Annotated in this window: 14 protein-coding genes; 2 read left to right on the forward strand and 12 right to left on the reverse strand. The window is 65.3% G+C overall.

Annotation, left to right across the window (positions count from 1 at the left end):
• Nucleotides 1–4 precede the first annotated feature (4 nt).
• On the reverse strand, nt 5–709 hold the full coding sequence (locus B5X73_RS09515) for a c-type cytochrome (protein WP_036113959.1): 705 nt from the start codon (nt 707–709) through the stop codon (nt 5–7).
• Between the two features lie 100 nt (nt 710–809).
• Between B5X73_RS09515 and B5X73_RS09520 the strand changes: the two genes are divergently transcribed.
• The gene (locus B5X73_RS09520; protein WP_079521485.1) at nt 810–2,393 is read left to right on the forward strand and encodes an amidase; all 1,584 of its coding nucleotides are present in this window, start codon (nt 810–812) and stop codon (nt 2,391–2,393) included.
• A gap of 120 nt (nt 2,394–2,513) precedes the next feature.
• Here the strand turns inward: B5X73_RS09520 and B5X73_RS09525 are convergent, their stop codons facing one another.
• The 9 genes from B5X73_RS09525 to cmk form a co-directional block, all read right to left on the reverse strand.
• Nucleotides 2,514–2,918: a DUF2628 domain-containing protein gene (locus B5X73_RS09525; RefSeq protein WP_036113966.1), complete on the reverse strand. Its 405-nt coding sequence runs from the start codon at nt 2,916–2,918 to the stop codon at nt 2,514–2,516.
• Between the two features lie 155 nt (nt 2,919–3,073).
• On the reverse strand, nt 3,074–3,949 hold the full coding sequence (locus B5X73_RS09530; protein WP_036113970.1) for a UTP--glucose-1-phosphate uridylyltransferase: 876 nt from the start codon (nt 3,947–3,949) through the stop codon (nt 3,074–3,076).
• Nucleotides 3,946–5,844, reverse strand: coding sequence for a polysaccharide biosynthesis protein (locus tag B5X73_RS09535; RefSeq protein WP_036113973.1), 1,899 nt, complete (start codon nt 5,842–5,844; stop codon nt 3,946–3,948). The genes B5X73_RS09530 and B5X73_RS09535 overlap by 4 nt, the downstream gene beginning before the upstream one ends.
• A complete protein-coding gene (locus B5X73_RS09540; protein WP_079521486.1) occupies nt 5,831–6,865 on the reverse strand; it encodes an MraY family glycosyltransferase in 1,035 nt (344 codons plus the stop codon). The genes B5X73_RS09535 and B5X73_RS09540 overlap by 14 nt, the downstream gene beginning before the upstream one ends.
• Nucleotides 6,862–8,034, reverse strand: coding sequence for a lipopolysaccharide assembly protein LapB (lapB, locus tag B5X73_RS09545; RefSeq protein WP_079521487.1), 1,173 nt, complete (start codon nt 8,032–8,034; stop codon nt 6,862–6,864). Before lapB ends, B5X73_RS09540 begins: the two co-directional genes overlap by 4 nt.
• Nucleotides 8,031–8,291, reverse strand: coding sequence for a lipopolysaccharide assembly protein LapA domain-containing protein (locus tag B5X73_RS09550; RefSeq protein WP_043693444.1), 261 nt, complete (start codon nt 8,289–8,291; stop codon nt 8,031–8,033). The genes lapB and B5X73_RS09550 overlap by 4 nt, the downstream gene beginning before the upstream one ends.
• Nucleotides 8,292–8,436: 145 nt before the next feature.
• Nucleotides 8,437–8,739, reverse strand: coding sequence for an integration host factor subunit beta (locus B5X73_RS09555; RefSeq protein ID WP_036113981.1), 303 nt, complete (start codon nt 8,737–8,739; stop codon nt 8,437–8,439).
• A 61-nt stretch (nt 8,740–8,800) separates the two neighbouring features.
• A complete protein-coding gene (gene rpsA / locus B5X73_RS09560) occupies nt 8,801–10,474 on the reverse strand; it encodes a 30S ribosomal protein S1 (RefSeq protein WP_036113984.1) in 1,674 nt (557 codons plus the stop codon).
• 171 nt (nt 10,475–10,645) lie between these two features.
• Nucleotides 10,646–11,326 carry a (d)CMP kinase gene (gene cmk, locus B5X73_RS09565; protein ID WP_079521488.1) on the reverse strand — a complete coding sequence of 227 codons (681 nt, stop codon included), beginning with the start codon at nt 11,324–11,326 and terminating at the stop codon, nt 10,646–10,648.
• A gap of 117 nt (nt 11,327–11,443) precedes the next feature.
• Here cmk and B5X73_RS09570 point away from each other — a divergent pair, with 117 nt between their 5' ends.
• The gene (locus tag B5X73_RS09570; protein WP_079521489.1) at nt 11,444–11,716 is read left to right on the forward strand and encodes an acyl-CoA-binding protein; all 273 of its coding nucleotides are present in this window, start codon (nt 11,444–11,446) and stop codon (nt 11,714–11,716) included.
• A 101-nt stretch (nt 11,717–11,817) separates the two neighbouring features.
• Here the strand turns inward: B5X73_RS09570 and treY are convergent, their stop codons facing one another.
• Nucleotides 11,818–14,430, reverse strand: a complete 2,613-nt coding sequence (gene treY / locus B5X73_RS09575; protein ID WP_079521490.1) for a malto-oligosyltrehalose synthase — start codon at nt 14,428–14,430, stop codon at nt 11,818–11,820.
• Nucleotides 14,427–16,505 carry a 4-alpha-glucanotransferase gene (gene malQ, locus B5X73_RS09580; protein WP_079521491.1) on the reverse strand — a complete coding sequence of 693 codons (2,079 nt, stop codon included), beginning with the start codon at nt 16,503–16,505 and terminating at the stop codon, nt 14,427–14,429. The genes treY and malQ overlap by 4 nt, the downstream gene beginning before the upstream one ends.
• Nucleotide 16,506 lies beyond the last annotated feature (1 nt).

Raw genomic sequence — 16,506 nt, forward strand, 5'->3', positions numbered from 1 at the left:
CGACTCAGCCTCCGAGCACGCCGCAGCGCATGGGTGGGGTCACGCTTCCCGCCACCTCGGCATGCGCGTCCGCAGGGACCGGTCGGGTCGCCAGCCATGCCGACACCGCGCTGATATCGGCATCGCTGAGGCGACTGACGATCGTCGCCATGCAGTCGGGCGCGATGGTGTTGCGGGTATTCGTACGCCAGGAACCCAGCTGCGCGCTGATGTAGTCGTACGGCAGATTTACCAGCCCGGGAATATCGGGTTGCACGCCCGTAAGGTTGGCGCCGTGACACGCCATGCAGGCAGGCACGCCGCGCGCCGGGTCACCGCGCGTCACCAGCTCCTCCCCGCGTGCGGTCGCCTGGGGCGACATCGCGGGGGCCGGCTGCTTCGTATAAGGCACCTGCTGCGCGGCGAAGTAGTCGGCGATCTCGCGCATGTATTCGTCGCTCAGCGGAGCGACGGTGTACTCCATGATCGGGTAGTGACGCAGACCCTTCTGAAAATCCTGCATCTGCCGGTGCAGATAGCCCGCCGGCTTGCCGGCGAGTCGTGGGTTGAAGCCGTTATCGCCACCCTCCCCGTGCACTCCGTGGCAGCTCGTGCATGCCGCGATACGTTGCAGCAACGTGTCGGGTACGGTCGGCGCGTCCTCCGCCCCGACGGATATGGCGAAACAGGCGATAGCGGCAGCGGCGAACCGGCTGAGGAGACGACGCATGGGCACTCCCTGGCTGACGAGGCATCGGGCCAGTATAGCCACGGGCGACTTGGGGTAGATTGGCCTCAGCCATCACCGCGTCGCCAGGGGGAAAAGACATATGCAGCATGTAGGGATCAGGCCGGCCGCGCTCGCCGCGGCGCTCGTACTCAGTTCGAGCTGCGGTGCAGCCAAAGCGCGCGACGCCGGTGACGATGACGCCTTCGCCTCCATCGCGACCCTGCGGCAAGCCTATGCCACGGGTGCGTTGACGCCGGCGGGCATGACCCGACTCTTCCTCCATCGTATCGAGACGCTCGACAAGGCCGGGCCGTCGATCAACGCCGTGCTCGACGTCAATCCGGACGCACTGTCCATCGCCGGCAAGGCGCCGCGCAAAGGCTCGCTGGCGGGCATCCCGATCCTGCTGAAGGACAACATCGACACCGGCGACCGCATGCTCACCACGGCTGGCTCGCTGGCCCTGGCGACGAAGCCCGCGCCTCACGATTCCGCCGTGGCGGCGAAGCTGCGCAAGGCCGGTGCCGTGATCCTCGGCAAGACCAACCTCAGCGAATGGGCCAACATGCGCTCCAACCATGCGACCAGCGGATGGACCGGGCGCGGCGGCCTCACCCTCAACCCCTACGTCCTGGACCGCAACGCCTGCGGTTCCAGCGCGGGCTCAGGCGCCGCCGTCGCGGCAGGCCTCGCTACCGTGGCGATCGGCAGCGAGACCGACGGCTCGATCATCTGCCCTGCGTCGATGACGGGACTGGTCGGCATCAAGCCCACGGTAGGCCTCGTCAGCCGAACCGGCATCATCCCCATCTCCAGCAGCCAGGACACCGCGGGGCCGATGGCACGCAGCGTGGCCGACGCGGCGGCGGTGCTCGGCGCCATCGCCGGCAGTGACCCGCGCGACCCGGCCACGAAGGACGCGGACAAGCACGCCACCGACTACACGAAGTTCCTCGATCCGAACGCGCTGCGTGGCAAGCGCATCGGCGTGGCGCGTCAGCTGGCGGGTATCGAGCCGAACGCGGATCGCGCGCTGGAACACACCATCGCGCTACTCAAAGCACAAGGCGCGACGGTGGTCGACAACGTCGAGATCCCTCACCTGAAGGAACTGAGCGAACACGAGATCGACGTACTGCTTTATGAGTTCAAACACGGGATCGACGCATATCTCGCCAGCCGGCCCGATCAGCCGATGAAGAACCTCACCGACCTCATCGCGTTCAACAATCGCGAAGCCGCGAAGGAGATGCCGTGGTTCGGGCAGGAACTGTTCCTGCAGGCGCAGGACAAGGGCGACACCACCGATCCGAAGTACATCGAGATGCGCGATCGCAACCAGCGTCTCGCGGGTCCGGAAGGCATCGATGCGGCATTGGCAAAAGACCACCTCGACGCCCTGCTCGCGCCGAGCTGGGGCCCGGCGTTCGTCAACGATCTGGTGCTTGGTGACCATGTGGTCAGCGGCGATCCTACCGTTGGCGGGGTTTCCGCTCCCGCGGCCATCGCCGGGTATCCGTCGATCACCCTGCCGGTGGAGTTCGCGCACGAGCTACCCGTGGGTGTCGTCTTCTTCGGCACGAAATGGAGCGAGCCGACGTTGATCGGCATCGCTTACGGCGTCGAGCAAAAAGCCCAGGCCTACCAGCGCCCGAAGTTCCTGCCGACGCTACCGATCAAGTAAGCCAGCAACCCTGCCGATGCCATGGCTCTGGAGGGAGCCAACCTTGTCGGCGATGGGCCCTGTCGCAAGCACCCATCGCCAGCAGGGCTGGCTCCTGCCGGAAGCGGCAGACGTCCGTCGTCAGAGACGCATGCCCTCGAACGGGCTCCAGTTGTCCTGACCCTTCACCCGCTTCAGGTAGTAGGCGTAGTTGGCGACCAGCATGTAGAACACGTTGAAACCCGTGCCGACGCCGCGGTAGAAACCATCGGGTGCATTGAAGATCATCAGCGCGATGATGATGGCGACTTCGAGACCGAGGATCACCAGGGCCTTCTTCCAGAGACCCAGAATGAAGAAGTAGATCGGCCCGAAGAAGAACGCGAAGAAGTTACCGTTGACGATGAGCTTCTGTCTGAAGGGAAGCTTCTTCAGCTCCGCCTTGTACTGCGGAGAACTGGGACCGCCGAAACGCTCGAAGAAAGCGAAGCGCGTATTCCACTTCGCGTTGAGGCTCGGGTCGCTGACAAATTCGGCTTCCGCCATGGTTTAACTCCTGATGGGATGCCGCGCGGGATGCGCGATCGCGGGATCTTACGCACGTAACGGCGTTACGTAACGATGCGATCGCGGTTCCGGTGCTCACAAAAAAAATAAGCCCGCACAGCAGTGCGGGCTTATCTGCGGGTACCGACGTCGCCTTACGGCTTGTTGGCGAACTCGCGGACGATCGGGGCGAGCTTCGGATCTTCCATCGCCATAGCCAGCGTCGCGCGAACGAGGCCCGCCTTGTTACCGCAGTCGTAGCGATCGCCGAAGAAACGATAGGCGAGCACCTTGCCTTCGTCCTTGAGGTAATTGGCGATCGCGTCGGTCAGCTGGACTTCGTTACCTGCGCCCGGGCGGGTGTTCTTCAGGTAATCGAAGATCTGCGGCGGCAGCACGTAACGGCCGACCACGCCCAGCGTCGACGGAGCGTCTTCCGGCTTCGGCTTTTCAACCATCGTCTTGATGATGGTGGTCCGGTCGTTGACCTTCTCCAGCGCATCCACGATGCCGTACTTGTCGGTGTCGGTGGCCGGAACATCTTCCACCGCGATGACGCCGGCCTTGTGCTCGAAAGCCGCCTCGGCCATCTGGCGAAGCGCACCCTTGCCACGCGACCAGATCAGATCGTCCGGCAGCACCACGCCGAAGTACTCGTCACCGACGACGGCCTGGGCACGCGCGACGGCGTCGCCCAGACCCAGAGCTTCGGGCTGGGTCACGAAGACGCAGCGTACGTGACGCGGAAGGATGCCGCGAAGGATTTCCAGCAGCTCATCCTTGTGCTTTTCGGCCAGCTTCTCTTCCAGCTCGTAAGCCTTGTCGAAGTAGTCCGCGATGGCGTGCTTGTAACGGTTGGTGACGAACACCAGCGTGTCGGCACCGGCGTCCACGGCCTCGTCCACGGCGTACTGGATCAACGGCCGATCGAGCACCGGCAGCATTTCCTTCGCCACCACCTTGGTCGCCGGGAGGAAGCGCGTACCGAGGCCAGCGACGGGAAATACGACCTTGCGCAGGGGTTGGGTCATGCGATGTCTCCACTTTCGTTGCGGCGTAGCGGCAGCACGTTGTCGCTCTGCGGCTCGCTCCAGCGGAACGAAGGCAACAGCTGCGACACGCACCGACGCAGGGTTTCTTCATCGAACGCCGCCACGGCCTCTTCGGCCCTGGCCAGCTGAACCTGAAGCATTTCCCACGAGACCTGGCGATGCTGCGCCTGAAAAATCTTCGCGTGGGTCGTGCTCGTATAATTCTCCAACGGGTGAAACAATTCTTCGAACAGCTTCTCACCCGAGCGAAGACCCGTATAAACAATCTGTATGTCAGAGCCGGGACGCTTGCCTGCCAGACGGATCATCTGTTCAGCCAGATCGCGGATCTTCACCGGGTCACCCATGTCGAGCGCGAAGATCTCGCCACCCTTGCCGAGGGTCGCCGCCTGAAGAATCAGCTGGCAGGCCTCGGGAATGGTCATGAAGTAGCGCGAGATCTCCGGGTGGGTGATCGTCACCGGACCACCCTGGCGAATCTGCCGGCGGAACAATGGGACCACCGAACCGGCGGAATCCAGAACATTACCGAAGCGAACCGTAATGAAACGTGTAGAGGTATGCGCCGCGAGGTTCTGGCACCAGATTTCCGCCATGCGTTTGCAGGCGCCCATCACCGACGTCGGATTGACCGCCTTGTCGGTGGAGATCAGCACGAACGATGCGGCACCACAGCGCACGGCGGCGTCGGCTACCACGCGTGTGCCGAGCACGTTGTTGCGGAACGCCTCGCGCAGCTGACCCTGCAACATGGGGACGTGCTTGTAGGCGGACGCGTGGAAGACGATCTGCGGCTGGGTTTCCTGAAACAGGCGATTGATCGCCGTGGCATCGCGGGCATCGGCCAGCACGCCGTTGAAGATCAGTTCCGGGTAGGCCGAGGTCAGCTCCTGGCCGATCCGATACAGGTTGTATTCGGACATCTCGACCACGGTCAGTGAGGCGGCGCCGAGGCGCGCGACCTGACGGCAAAGCTCCGAACCGATCGATCCGCCACCGCCGGTGACCAGCACACGACCGCCGCTGATGTTCTCGCGGATGGCCGTCCAGTCGAGTTCCACGGCGTCGCGGCCGAGAAGATCCTCGATGGCGACTTCCTTGATTTCGTTGAACTGGGCACGCCCGGCAACCACGTCCTCGAGGCGGGGCACCGTACGGAATGGCAGGCCGGTGCTTTCGCAGAAGGCGACGATGCGACGCATCTGCGCGGTCGTGGCGCCCGGTACCGCGATCAGCAGCATCTGGACCGCGACGGCCTTCGACAACTCGGCCAGCTGATCGACGGTGCCCAGCACCGGGATGCCGCCGATCTGCGCGCCGCGCAGGGCGAGGTTGTCGTCGACGAAGCCGATGACGCTGTAGCGGCTGTCGCGACGCAGATCGCGCGACAGCGCCTCACCCGCACGGTCGGCGCCCACGATCAGCACGCGCTTGGTCGGCGCCGACTGGAACAGGTCGATACGGCTGTCCTTCCAGAAGCGGTAGCTGAGGCGTGGGACGCCGAGCAGCACCACCAGCACGACCGGATAGACGAGCAGGACCGAGCGTGGCACGCCGTCGAGACGCGCGTACATGACCATGGCCAGGCCGATGATCAGGGCGCCGATGACGGTCGCGCGGATGATGTTCCAGAGATCGGGCAGACTGGCGAAGCGCCAGACGCCTTTATAAAGGCCTGTCCAGTTGAACACCGCACCCTGTACCAGCAACACGATGGGAAATTCCATCGGCAGGTACGAGACCGGTGCCAGATCCGGCATCAGCGCATAGCGCAGCGTTTTTGCAATCCACCAGGCGAGCGCCGCCATGGCCAGATCGTGCGCGACGACCGCCGTACGTGGATGAATGATGCCGATGAACTTACGCAGAAACATGTCGCTCCCTTCGACGCAAGCCGTAACGCTTGCCAGTACGCCAGACCGCTGCCCCCAACACGTATGTCGCCCCGAAACACACGGGCGCCACCGCCGGGTAGCGGAACGCGATCCATGCGACGGGAACGCAGACGAGAACGTTCCATGCGAGGTAGCACAGGGCTACCCTTCGATGTGACGAACCCCGCCTCACGAGCCACTGGTAAAGGTGTTCGCGGTGCGGAGTGTACCAGCGCGCACCGCGCAGCATTCGCACGAGCAGCGTCAAAGTCGCGTCGATGACGAACGCCGACGAGAAGATCAGCGCCGGCCAGAGCAGGTTCGTGCGCCAGGCCCAGAGCATGGCCGACAGGGCAAAGACCATGAGGCCGAGGGTGGCGCTGCCGACGTCCCCCATAAAAATACGGGCCGGCGACCGGTTGAAACACCAGAAGCCCAGCGATGCCGCGGCCATGGCCAACCCCGCACCGGCCATGGCCGGGCTGCCGGCCGACCAGGCAAGGGCGGCGGAGGCGGCACCGAAGAAGACGGCCTGCTGCGCGGCCAGGCCGTCGATGCCGTCCATGAAATTATGCAGATTGACGCACCAGACGCCCGCCAGCAGCAGGGGCAGCGCCCACCAGAGGCTCGCCGTGGATGACGCCACGGCCACGCACAGCAGCAGGGTCGCCGCCAGCTGAATCAACAGGCGCGGCTTGATCGGCAGTGAACCGTGATCGTCCAGCCAGCCAATGCCGGCGATGGCGATCGTCGCCACGGAAAAGGCGCCAACCGTCGCAGCCCCTGGCGAGACAGGCAACAAAAGCAGTCCTGCCGGCATGCCCGCCAGAGCGCCGAGCACGATCCCGATGCCGCCCCCGCGAGGGGTCGGGATGATGTGCGAGCGCCTGCGCCCCGGCTCGTCGAGCATGCCGCGTCGATGGGCATAGGCAATCGTGGCGCGGACCGAAGCGAAGGAGACGACGAACGCGGCCAGGACACAGGCGACGAGAGTCGGACCGATACTGAGGACGGGCGTCATTCGTTGGCGACGCCATGGATGGGCCTGACCGTACCCCAGCTCTTGCAGCTCGGGCACTGCCAATGATGGGCCTTGGCGCCGAAGCCGCAGCGGCTGCAGCGATACATCGCCTGCCCCTCGAGCAGCTTACGGGTGAGGTCGCGCAGGATCAGGTAGTTCTCGCGGGCCTCGCCGGAGACCTTATCCATGGTCGCGTCGATCAGCGCCATCAGGCCACGCACCGACGGACGCTTGCGCAGCTGCCCGGTCAGGAAGTCGATGGCCGTCCGTTCGCCGTCCCTGCCCTCGTACAAACGGGTGAGAGCCAGCACCGGTGAGATACCGTGATAGCGCTCCATGATCTCGCGCAGAAAGGTCTCGGCGCGGTCCATCTGCTGGGAACGCGCGTAGCAGTTGAGCAGCGGCGGCAGAATCTCGGGAACGAAGGCGATGTCGGCGGCGATGGCGGCTTCGTAGGAGCCGATGGCGCCCGGCAGATCGTCGTCCTCCGAAGAGAGACGACCCGCGATCATGTGCGCGCGGACGCAGTCGTTCTGGCACGCGAACGCTTCCCGGATGTACTCACGGGCCTCGGTACGGGCGCCATGCTGCCGCGACTGTTCGGCCAGCTCGCAGTAGAACTGCGCGATCATCGCCGACTCGTCTTCGCTCGTCATGGTTTCGAGCCGACGCGCGTGGTCGATGGCCTTATGCCATTCGCGCTCGTGCTGGTAGATCGCGATCAGATGCCGGAGGGCCGACGGTGCCAGCGCATCCATCGCGACCAGGTCGGAAAACAGGGTCTCAGCGCGATCCAGCAAGCCCGCCCGCATGTAGTCCTCACCCAGCTCGAGCAAGGCCACCGTCTTCATTTCGTCCGAAAGACCCTGCCGGGATACCAGGTGCTGGTGGAGACGAATCGCCCGATCCACCTCGCCGCGCTTGCGGAACAGGTTACCCAGCGCGAGATGGGTCTCGACCGTGTCCCGGTTGTATTCCGCCAGACGCAGAAACACTTCCAGCGCCTTGTCCTGCTCCTCGTTGAGAAGGTAGTTCAGGCCCCGGAAGTAATCGGAGGAAAGCTCATTGACTCGCTCGCCGGAGCGTCGCGTATGAGTACGCCGGGCAAACCACCAGCCGCTGGCGAAGGCCAGGGGCGGAACGAGCGCCAGCAACCAGATCGGATTCATGCGGTCGTCGCGCTGCCTACCTTGCGTTCCTTGCGCTCGCGACGGCGCAGGCGCCGATGGGCGAACGACGTGCCGAGCCAGGCGGTGAGTCCGCCCAGAATCCAGCCCACGAGCACGGCGGCGAGGATCGTGCCGCCCTTGGGCAGGGAGCCTCTGGCGAAGCCGAAATCGAAGGTCACGAGATCGGCGTTCAGCGCACCGAACACGACGCCCACGGCGACGAAAAGCAATAGGAAAAGTATGACAAGAAGGCGCATTCCCGGACTGTACCCGAATCGTGAACGCGATGGTGCGGCGCGGTTGGCCTTTCATACAGGTTGGCCGGACCGGAATGTCGTCCCCGATGGACGCCAGGCGGCACGACGAAGTCCGCCCTGCCCCGCGACCAAAAAAAACGCCGCGTCAGAGCGCGGCGTTGGTTTCCTCGACGAGGTTTACGCGTTCGCGCAATTCCTTGCCAGGCTTGAAATGTGGCACGTGCTTACCCGGTAGGGCAACCGCTTCGCCGGTCTTGGGGTTACGCCCCATGCGCGGCGGACGGAAGTGCAGCGCAAAGCTGCCGAAGCCGCGGATCTCGATGCGCTCACCCGTGGACAGGGCATGGCTCATCTGTTCGAGCACGCTCTTGACGGCGAGTTCCACGTCGCTGAACGCAAGGTGGGTCTGGCGCCGCGCCAGCGCCTCGATCAGTTCCGACTTTGTCATGGGTCCCCTGGTTCCTGTCAAGCAAACAGCGAGGGGCGGCGAACCGCCCCTCGCCCGACGGTTAGTCGGCCTTGTTCATCTGCTCTTTGAGGAGAGCGCCGAGCTTGGTCGTACCACCGGCAGCCGAAGCGTAATCGGCCATGGCGTCAGCCACGTCCTCTTCGTCCTTCGCACGGATCGACAGCTGGAGCTGACGGCCCTTGCGATCCATACCGGTGAACTTCGCCTCGACGGCATCGCCGACCTTCAGGTGCGTCGTGGCATCTTCCACGCGCTCCTTGGCGATGTCGTTGGCGCGGATGTAGCCCTCGACGCCTTCACCGAGGTCGATGACCGCACCCTTCGCGTCCACTTCCTTCACGGTGCCATTCAGAATGGTGCCGCGCGGATTCGTGGCCATGAACTGACCGAACGGATCCTGCTCCATCTGCTTGATGCCGAGGGAGATGCGCTCACGTTCCGGATCGACCGCCAGAACCACGGCTTCGACTTCGTCGCCCTTCTTGAAGTTGCGAACGAGGTCTTCACCCGAAGCCTGCCAGGAGATGTCGGACAGGTGGACGAGACCGTCGATGCCGCCTTCCAGACCGATGAAGATACCGAAATCGGTGATCGACTTGATCTGACCGGAAACCTTGTCGCCCTTCTTGTGCATGGCGGCGAAGGCTTCCCACGGGTTCGAGCGGGTCTGCTTGATACCGAGGGAGATACGACGACGCTCTTCATCCACGTCGAGGACCATGACTTCCGTCTCGTCACCGACCTGCACGACCTTGGCCGGGTTGACGTTCTTGTTGGTCCAGTCCATTTCGGAGACGTGCACCAGGCCTTCGACGCCCGGCTCGATCTCGACGAAGCAGCCGTAATCGGTGACGTTGGAGACCTTGCCGAACAGACGGCTGCCGACCGGGTAACGGCGGGCGATGGCGACCCACGGGTCGTCGCCGAGCTGCTTGAGGCCGAGCGAAACGCGGTTGCGCTCGCGGTCGTACTTGAGGACGCGGACGTCCAGCTCGTCGCCGACGTTGACCACTTCCGACGGGTGACGCACGCGCTTCCACGCCATATCGGTGATGTGGAGCAGGCCGTCGATGCCGCCGAGGTCGACGAATGCGCCGTAATCGGTGAGGTTCTTGACCACACCCTTGACGACGGCACCTTCGGTCAGGCGCTCGAGGAGCTTCTCGCGCTCTTCCGAGAACTCGGTCTCGACAACCGCGCGGCGGCTGACGACGACGTTGTTACGCTTGCGGTCGAGCTTGATGATCTTGAACTCGAGGTCCTTGCCCTCGAGGTAAACCGGGTCACGGACCGGACGCACATCGACCAGCGAGCCCGGCAGGAATGCGCGGACGTCCTTGATGTCGACCGTGAAGCCGCCCTTGACCTTGCCGGAGATCTTGCCGGTGATGGTCTCTTCCTTGTCGAACGCCTGCTCGAGGTCGTCCCACACCATCGAACGCTTGGCCTTCTCACGGGAGAGCTTGGTCTCGCCGAAGCCGTCCTCGAGCGCATCGAGCGCGACCTTGACTTCGTCGCCCACTTCCACTTCGAGCGCGCCGTTCTCGTCCTTGAACTGCTCAATGGGGACGATGCCTTCGCTCTTCAGGCCGGCGTTGATCACCACCACGTCGTTGCGGATTTCCACAACGATACCCGTGACGATGGAGCCGGGCTTCAGCTTCGAAATGGCCTGCTGGCTCTGTTCAAACAGTTCGGCAAAACTTTCAGTCATGTTGATTCCAGGGTTATGAAAGGTCGTACCCGGCGCCTGCGTAACATCAATGAACGCGTGCGGACAGGGGACCCACCGGTTGTGGGCGCAATAAGAGGGCCGTTATGGGGCCGCTCCGCGCCGTTGCCAATATCCCGCGCACACTGCGCGGGGGTCGTGCCGGATGCGCCCTTACGGACGCACCACGGCGAATACTCGTTCCACCACCACGTCGATCGGCATGCCGGTGGTATCGATCACCACGGCGCCCTCGGCGGGCTTCAACGGGGCCACGAGCCGCGACGCGTCACGCTCGTCGCGAGCCTCGATCTCTCGTTGAAGGACGGCAAGTGTAACGCTCAGCCCCTTATCCTTCAACTGCTTATAGCGCCTTTTCGCGCGCTCGGCGGCACTGGCCGTGAGGAAGAACTTATGCGCCGCATCCGGGAAAATCACCGTCCCCATATCCCGGCCGTCGGCGACCAGCCCCGGGGCCTTGCGGAAGCCGTGCTGCATGTCCACCAGGGCCTGGCGGACGCTGGGGATCACCGCGATGGCCGAGGCCGCGGCCCCGGCCGTCTCGGTCCGCAGCTCGTCCGTGGCGTTGTGGCCGTTGACCAGAATGTAGGTCTCATCGCCACTGGGACTGGGTTTGAAGCGGATCTTCACGGTCTGAGCGCAGCGGGTGACCGCGTCGACATCGGACAGATCGATCCCCTCCTCGCCCGCCGCGTAGCCCACCGCCCGGTAGAGGGCGCCGGAGTCCAGCAGGTGCCAGCCGAGTTTCTCCGCCACCAGGCGACTGATGGTGCCCTTGCCCGAGCCCGAGGGCCCGTCGATGGTCAGGACAGGAGCAGCAGCCGATGGGGCCATGGGGAAACCTCGTTCGCGAAACGGGCATGATATCGCGTCGGCGCCCGGCAGTCGGCGCATGGACGCGCCCGTCCGTGCATGCTACAAGCGCCCGAACGATCGACCAGGCGCCCTTCCATGTCCGACGACCTCCGGAGCCAGTTCGAGCAGGCTTACCTGGACATCACCCGTCTGGGGCGTCGGCCGGACAATGACACGCTGCTGCGGATCTACGCCCTCTACAAACAGGGCTCCGAGGGCGACGCCGTGGGGCCGAAACCGGGCTTTTTCGATTTCGTGGGCACGGCCAAGTACGAGGCCTGGGTGAAGCTGACGGGGATGCCACAGGCGCAGGCGCAAGAGGAATACGTCGCACTGGTCAGGTCGTTAGGGGCCGAGGGGACGGGCTGATGGCGGTCTCAGGGGGCCCCGGCCGCCCTGACGAGGGAAGTTCCCACCGAACCGGCGCTCACCGGATAACTCGGTTCGGCGGGGCACGCTACCGGTGACTGCTAGGAAGCGCGCTGCGCCAGCCACGCCGCTACCGGCAATTCGCCAAAAAGCGTGGCTACCTCGATCGGCCCGCCGTCGACCCGCCCTTCCCCGAAAATACTCATCCAGCGCCCATCAGGAAGGGTCAACGACGTACCCTCCCAGTGGTCGGCGCCGATCGCTGGCGCGTCGCTGCCAGCGATCCATTCCGCCGTGTGCCGGGCGACCGCGATGAACAGGCGCTGCCCGCGATGCTCGCGGACGAACGCAAGAACATGCTCCGAGGCGGGGCCTTCCACCGCCAGGGCGCGGTAGCTGCCGCGGGCAAACAGCTCCGGGTGCTCGCGGCGCGTCGCCAGGAGCCGGGCGATCACCGACTGCTTGATCGCGCCGTCGCGCCAGTGCGTCAATGCCTCGAAGGGGGTCTCCGCCAGTTCCAGGGAGGCGGCGCGCGCCAGGAAATCGACCGGTCGCCGGTTGTCGGGATCGACCAGACTGAAGTCCCAGTAATCCGTACCCTGGTAGAGGTCGGGCACACCGGGCGTCGTCAGTCGCAGAACGGTCTGGGCCAACCCGTTGGCCGCGCCAGGCGAGGCGATGTAATTGGCGAAAGCCGCCAGCTCCGCCGCGACATCGCTGGACAGGATCGTCCGCAGGAAGTCTTCGCAGGCATCTTCGTAAGGCTCGTTGGGCGACGTCCAGCGCGTCCAGCGCTTGGCCTCACGCAGCGCCTTGCGCTGCCAGGCGGCGATACGCGAGGCGAACCGCTCGACGCCGTCGGTATCGTCGGGCGACAGGTGCAGAGGCCAGGCGCCGACCAGCATCTGGTAAAGCATCAGCTCATCGCCCGCCGAAGGCGCCATGCGCCCATCCGCCCGTTGCCGGAAGTCCGCGTGGCGAACACGCCAGCGCTCCGCGGTAACGACCCAGCGTTCGCTTACCTCGGACAGTACCGCCAGCCGGGCGCGCAGATCTTCGCCACGTTTGTGGTCGTGCGTCGCCGTCGCCAGCAGGTTGTGCGGCAAGGTATCGGCACGCATCGCACAGCGCGCATGGAAGTCTTCCATCGACATGGCCATACGCCCGGCGTCGACACCCACCTCGTTACGCGAGAGCAGGCGACCGTAGCGATAGCCGGCGGTGTCTTCGACGGCCTTGGCCGCCACCGGCGAGGTCGCCTGCTGGAACACCGCGATGGCGCGCTCGCGTGCCCGGCGTACGGGACCCGGTGGCAGCGATCGGGGCGCTTCCCCGCCAAGCCACAATGACACGAGCTGCAGCAGATCACTGTCTTCGAGCCGCAGGGTCCGTGAAGCGCCTTCCACCGCCCGGGCGAAGAAGACGTCGTCGATGGCGTCTCGCCCCGCGCCACCCGCATACGTGCGGTAGACAGGGAAGTGCACCAGCAGCTCGACGATCACCCGGCGGACCGCCGCCAGCGACACGTCGCGCGTGGCGACGTTGGCGCGTGCGGCCGTGAACAGCGCTCGTGCGGTGCGATCGAGCTCGGATTCGAAGCTGTCGACCAGAATCTGACGGCGTGCCCGCACCGCCTGCGTGCCGAAGTCCGCCGACTCACCGGTGAGCTTGCGCCACAGTTCGGTAAGTGGCGCTTCGCCACGCTGACAGTGCAGGACGGCCGAGACCTGGTCCATGAACTCGTAGCCCGTGGTGCCGTCGGTGCGCCAGTCCAGCCGGAGATCTTCGTCTTCGGCCAGGATCTTCTCGACGACGAGATAAGCGGCGTCGTGCGGCGCGGAGGATGGCCGTTGCGTACGCAGCGTTTCCAGCCGGTGGCGCAACTGCCGGCAGTAGCGACGCGGATCGGCGAGACCGTCCACATGGTCGCAGCGCACGCCATCGATCAGCCCTTCGGCGTAAAGACGGAAAATCGTCTTGTGCGTGTCCTCGAACACCGCGGTTCGCTCGATGCGAAGACCCGCCAGTTCGTTGATGTCGAAGAAACGACGGTAGTTGACCATGTCGCTGGCCAGCTTCCAGAACGCAAGCCGGTAATGCTGCTTTTCGATCAGAGCATGCAGCTTCGCCCTGCCCGTCTCCGTCGATGGGTCGTGCTCGTCGACCGCGTCATCGCCCAGTCCGGCAACGGAGGCTGGCGACAGCGGAAGACGATCGTCGTAGATGCCCAACATCCAGGTATCGCCGCGACGGCGCAGGCGCAGATGCCCCGACTGCAAGGTTTCCTCGTAACCGGCACCGAGGATCGGCAAGAGCACGCGACCGCGAATCAGCGGATCCGGCGCGGTCCATTCGATATCGAAGTAACCCGCGTAACTGCTCTCACGCCCGTTCCGCAGCACGTCCATCCACCAGGCGTTCTCGGTGCCGACGCCCATGTGGTTCGGCACGATGTCGACCACGAGACCCATGCCGTGCTCGCGCAGGGCGGCGACCAGACGGCGCAACGCGTCCTCACCGCCGATCTCTGGGTTGACCTCGTGGCAGTCGACCACGTCGTAGCCATGCGTCGAACCCGCACGCGCCTTAAGGATCGGCGACGCGTAGAGGTGACTCGCACCCAGCCGGGCGTAATAGCCGACGACGCCGACCGCGTCGTCCAGAGTGAAGCCCGCATGGAACTGCAGGCGAGCCAGCGCGCGCGGCGGGCTCATGTCCGGTTCCGGGTTTTGTCGATCGCCGCGCAGACCGCGTTGGCAATCGGGCCATCGAACAGGCGGGTGGACGAGTCGGGCATGCGCCGCCGCCAGTTCGGATGAATGGCATCGGTGGGGCCCGGAAGATTCGGCTGCTCATGCAGGCCGAGGATGTCCTCCACGGGGAAGATCGCCAGCGGTGCGGGCGCCTGAGACACGTGGCGCGCCGCCGCGACCACGACAGGAGAAATATCGTCCGTCGCGGGTGGCGCATCCTCGTTCCAGGCCGAGCCCGACGCGCACATCGCACGCCACAGCGCCGCGCGTTCCTTCTCACGCTGCGCCGCTTCGTCGACAGCGGGATCGTCCAGGCCGGTGCGCTTACGCCAATCGACATCGCGCCCGCTCCACCATCCCGCCACGGTCGAGACATCGTGGGTGCTCGTCGTCGCCATGGCATTGTCCGACCATTCGCGTGGCGACACGAAACCGCCGTCCGATGCACGCTCGAACCACAGCACGCGAATACCGAGCACGCCCTTATCGGCGATGGCATGACGGAAGTCGGCGGGTACGGTGCCCAAGTCCTCGCCGATGACGACGGCGCGGTGCAGATGCGACTCGAGTGCGATCAGCCGCAGCATGTCGGTGAGCGGGTAGCGCAGATAGGCCCCCTCGGTGGCGCCGGCGCCGTGCGGGACCAGCCACAGGCGTTTCAGGCCGAGCACGTGATCGATGCGGACACCGCCCGAGTGCGCGAGCGCCGCACGCAACATGCCGATGAAGCCACGGAAACCGGTTTCGCGCAGGCCACGCGGGGAGAACGTCGTCAGACCCCAGTCCTGTCCCAGCCGGTTCAGCGCGTCCGGTGGTGCCCCCACCGACAGGCCGCGCAGCATCTCCGCCTGATGCGCCCACGCATGGCTGCCACCCGAGTCCGCCCCCACGGCGAGGTCGGCGACGAGGCCGATCGCCATGCCCGCGTCACGCGCCGCTTTCTGCGCACCTTCGAGCCCTTGCGCGGCCAGCCACTGCAGCCAGGCGTGAAAGGCCACTTCGCGACCATGCTCGCGCACGAACGAAGCGACCTCGTTGCCGGCCGGGTCGTGGAATTCCGTGGGCCAGCCCTGCCAGCCACCGGGCCGGCCATGTGCGGTGAAATGCCCATGCAGCGCCTCGAAACGTGCGTGCCGCTCGAGCGGCTCGCCCTGCTCCCGCCTGAAAGCGCTGAAACGCTCCGAGTGGGCAAGATCCACCGACGCCCATTCGAACAACGACCGCAGAATGGTCATACGCGCACGGGCCGCGCGCGGCCAGTCGATCAGCTCGAGCCATTCGAGTTCGGCCAGTTCCTGACGCAGGTTGTGCGTGTCGATCACCGCGCGAACGGTCTGCTCACCACTGGTTTTCACCGGGTCGACATACAGACCGTTGAGAAACAGGCGGCTCGACGGCGCGTAGGGGCTGTAACGCTCGGGAGCGGCGGCGAACAATGCATGCAACGGGCTGATCGCGAGCGCATCCGCGCCTTTTTCCGCCGCGGCGCGCGCACAAAGCTCAAGCGCCGTGAAATCGCCGAAGCCGCCATCGCCGGGGCGACGGAGCGCGGACATCTGCACGGCCATGCCCCAGGGTCGGCGCGTACCGGCGACGTCGCCGACGCCAAAGGTTCGCGGCGGTGCGATCGCCAGCGTCACCTCGTCGTCGTCGAGCATCAACGTGTAATAGCCGGGTGTCGAGGGCGCCGCAATACCAGCCTCGCCCGACGGCAACGCGCCCTCGGCCACCTGGCCGCCTTCGCTGTCCAGCAGCTTCCACACGCGACCGCGCGGTACGGGCGGAATGGCTACCTGTGCGCCCGCATCGGCGGTAATCATGCGCGGCGGTCGTCGGCCGCTGCGCTCCTGCTCGAGCAGATTCAGGCTCGAGGAAACATCATCGGCGTTGTCCGCAGGCAGGCCGATCGCGCGAAGCACGGCACGAAGCGTGCTGGCCGGCGTGGTCTGCGGGCGGTCCAGCGCGTCGCGCCAGTCGACATCGATGCCAGCCTGTTCGGCAAGCAAAGCGAGACGATCGTCGAGGGGGGCGTTCACG

The organism is Luteibacter sp. 22Crub2.1, from assembly GCF_900167995.1.
Taxonomy (GTDB): Bacteria; Pseudomonadota; Gammaproteobacteria; order Xanthomonadales; family Rhodanobacteraceae; genus Luteibacter; species Luteibacter mycovicinus.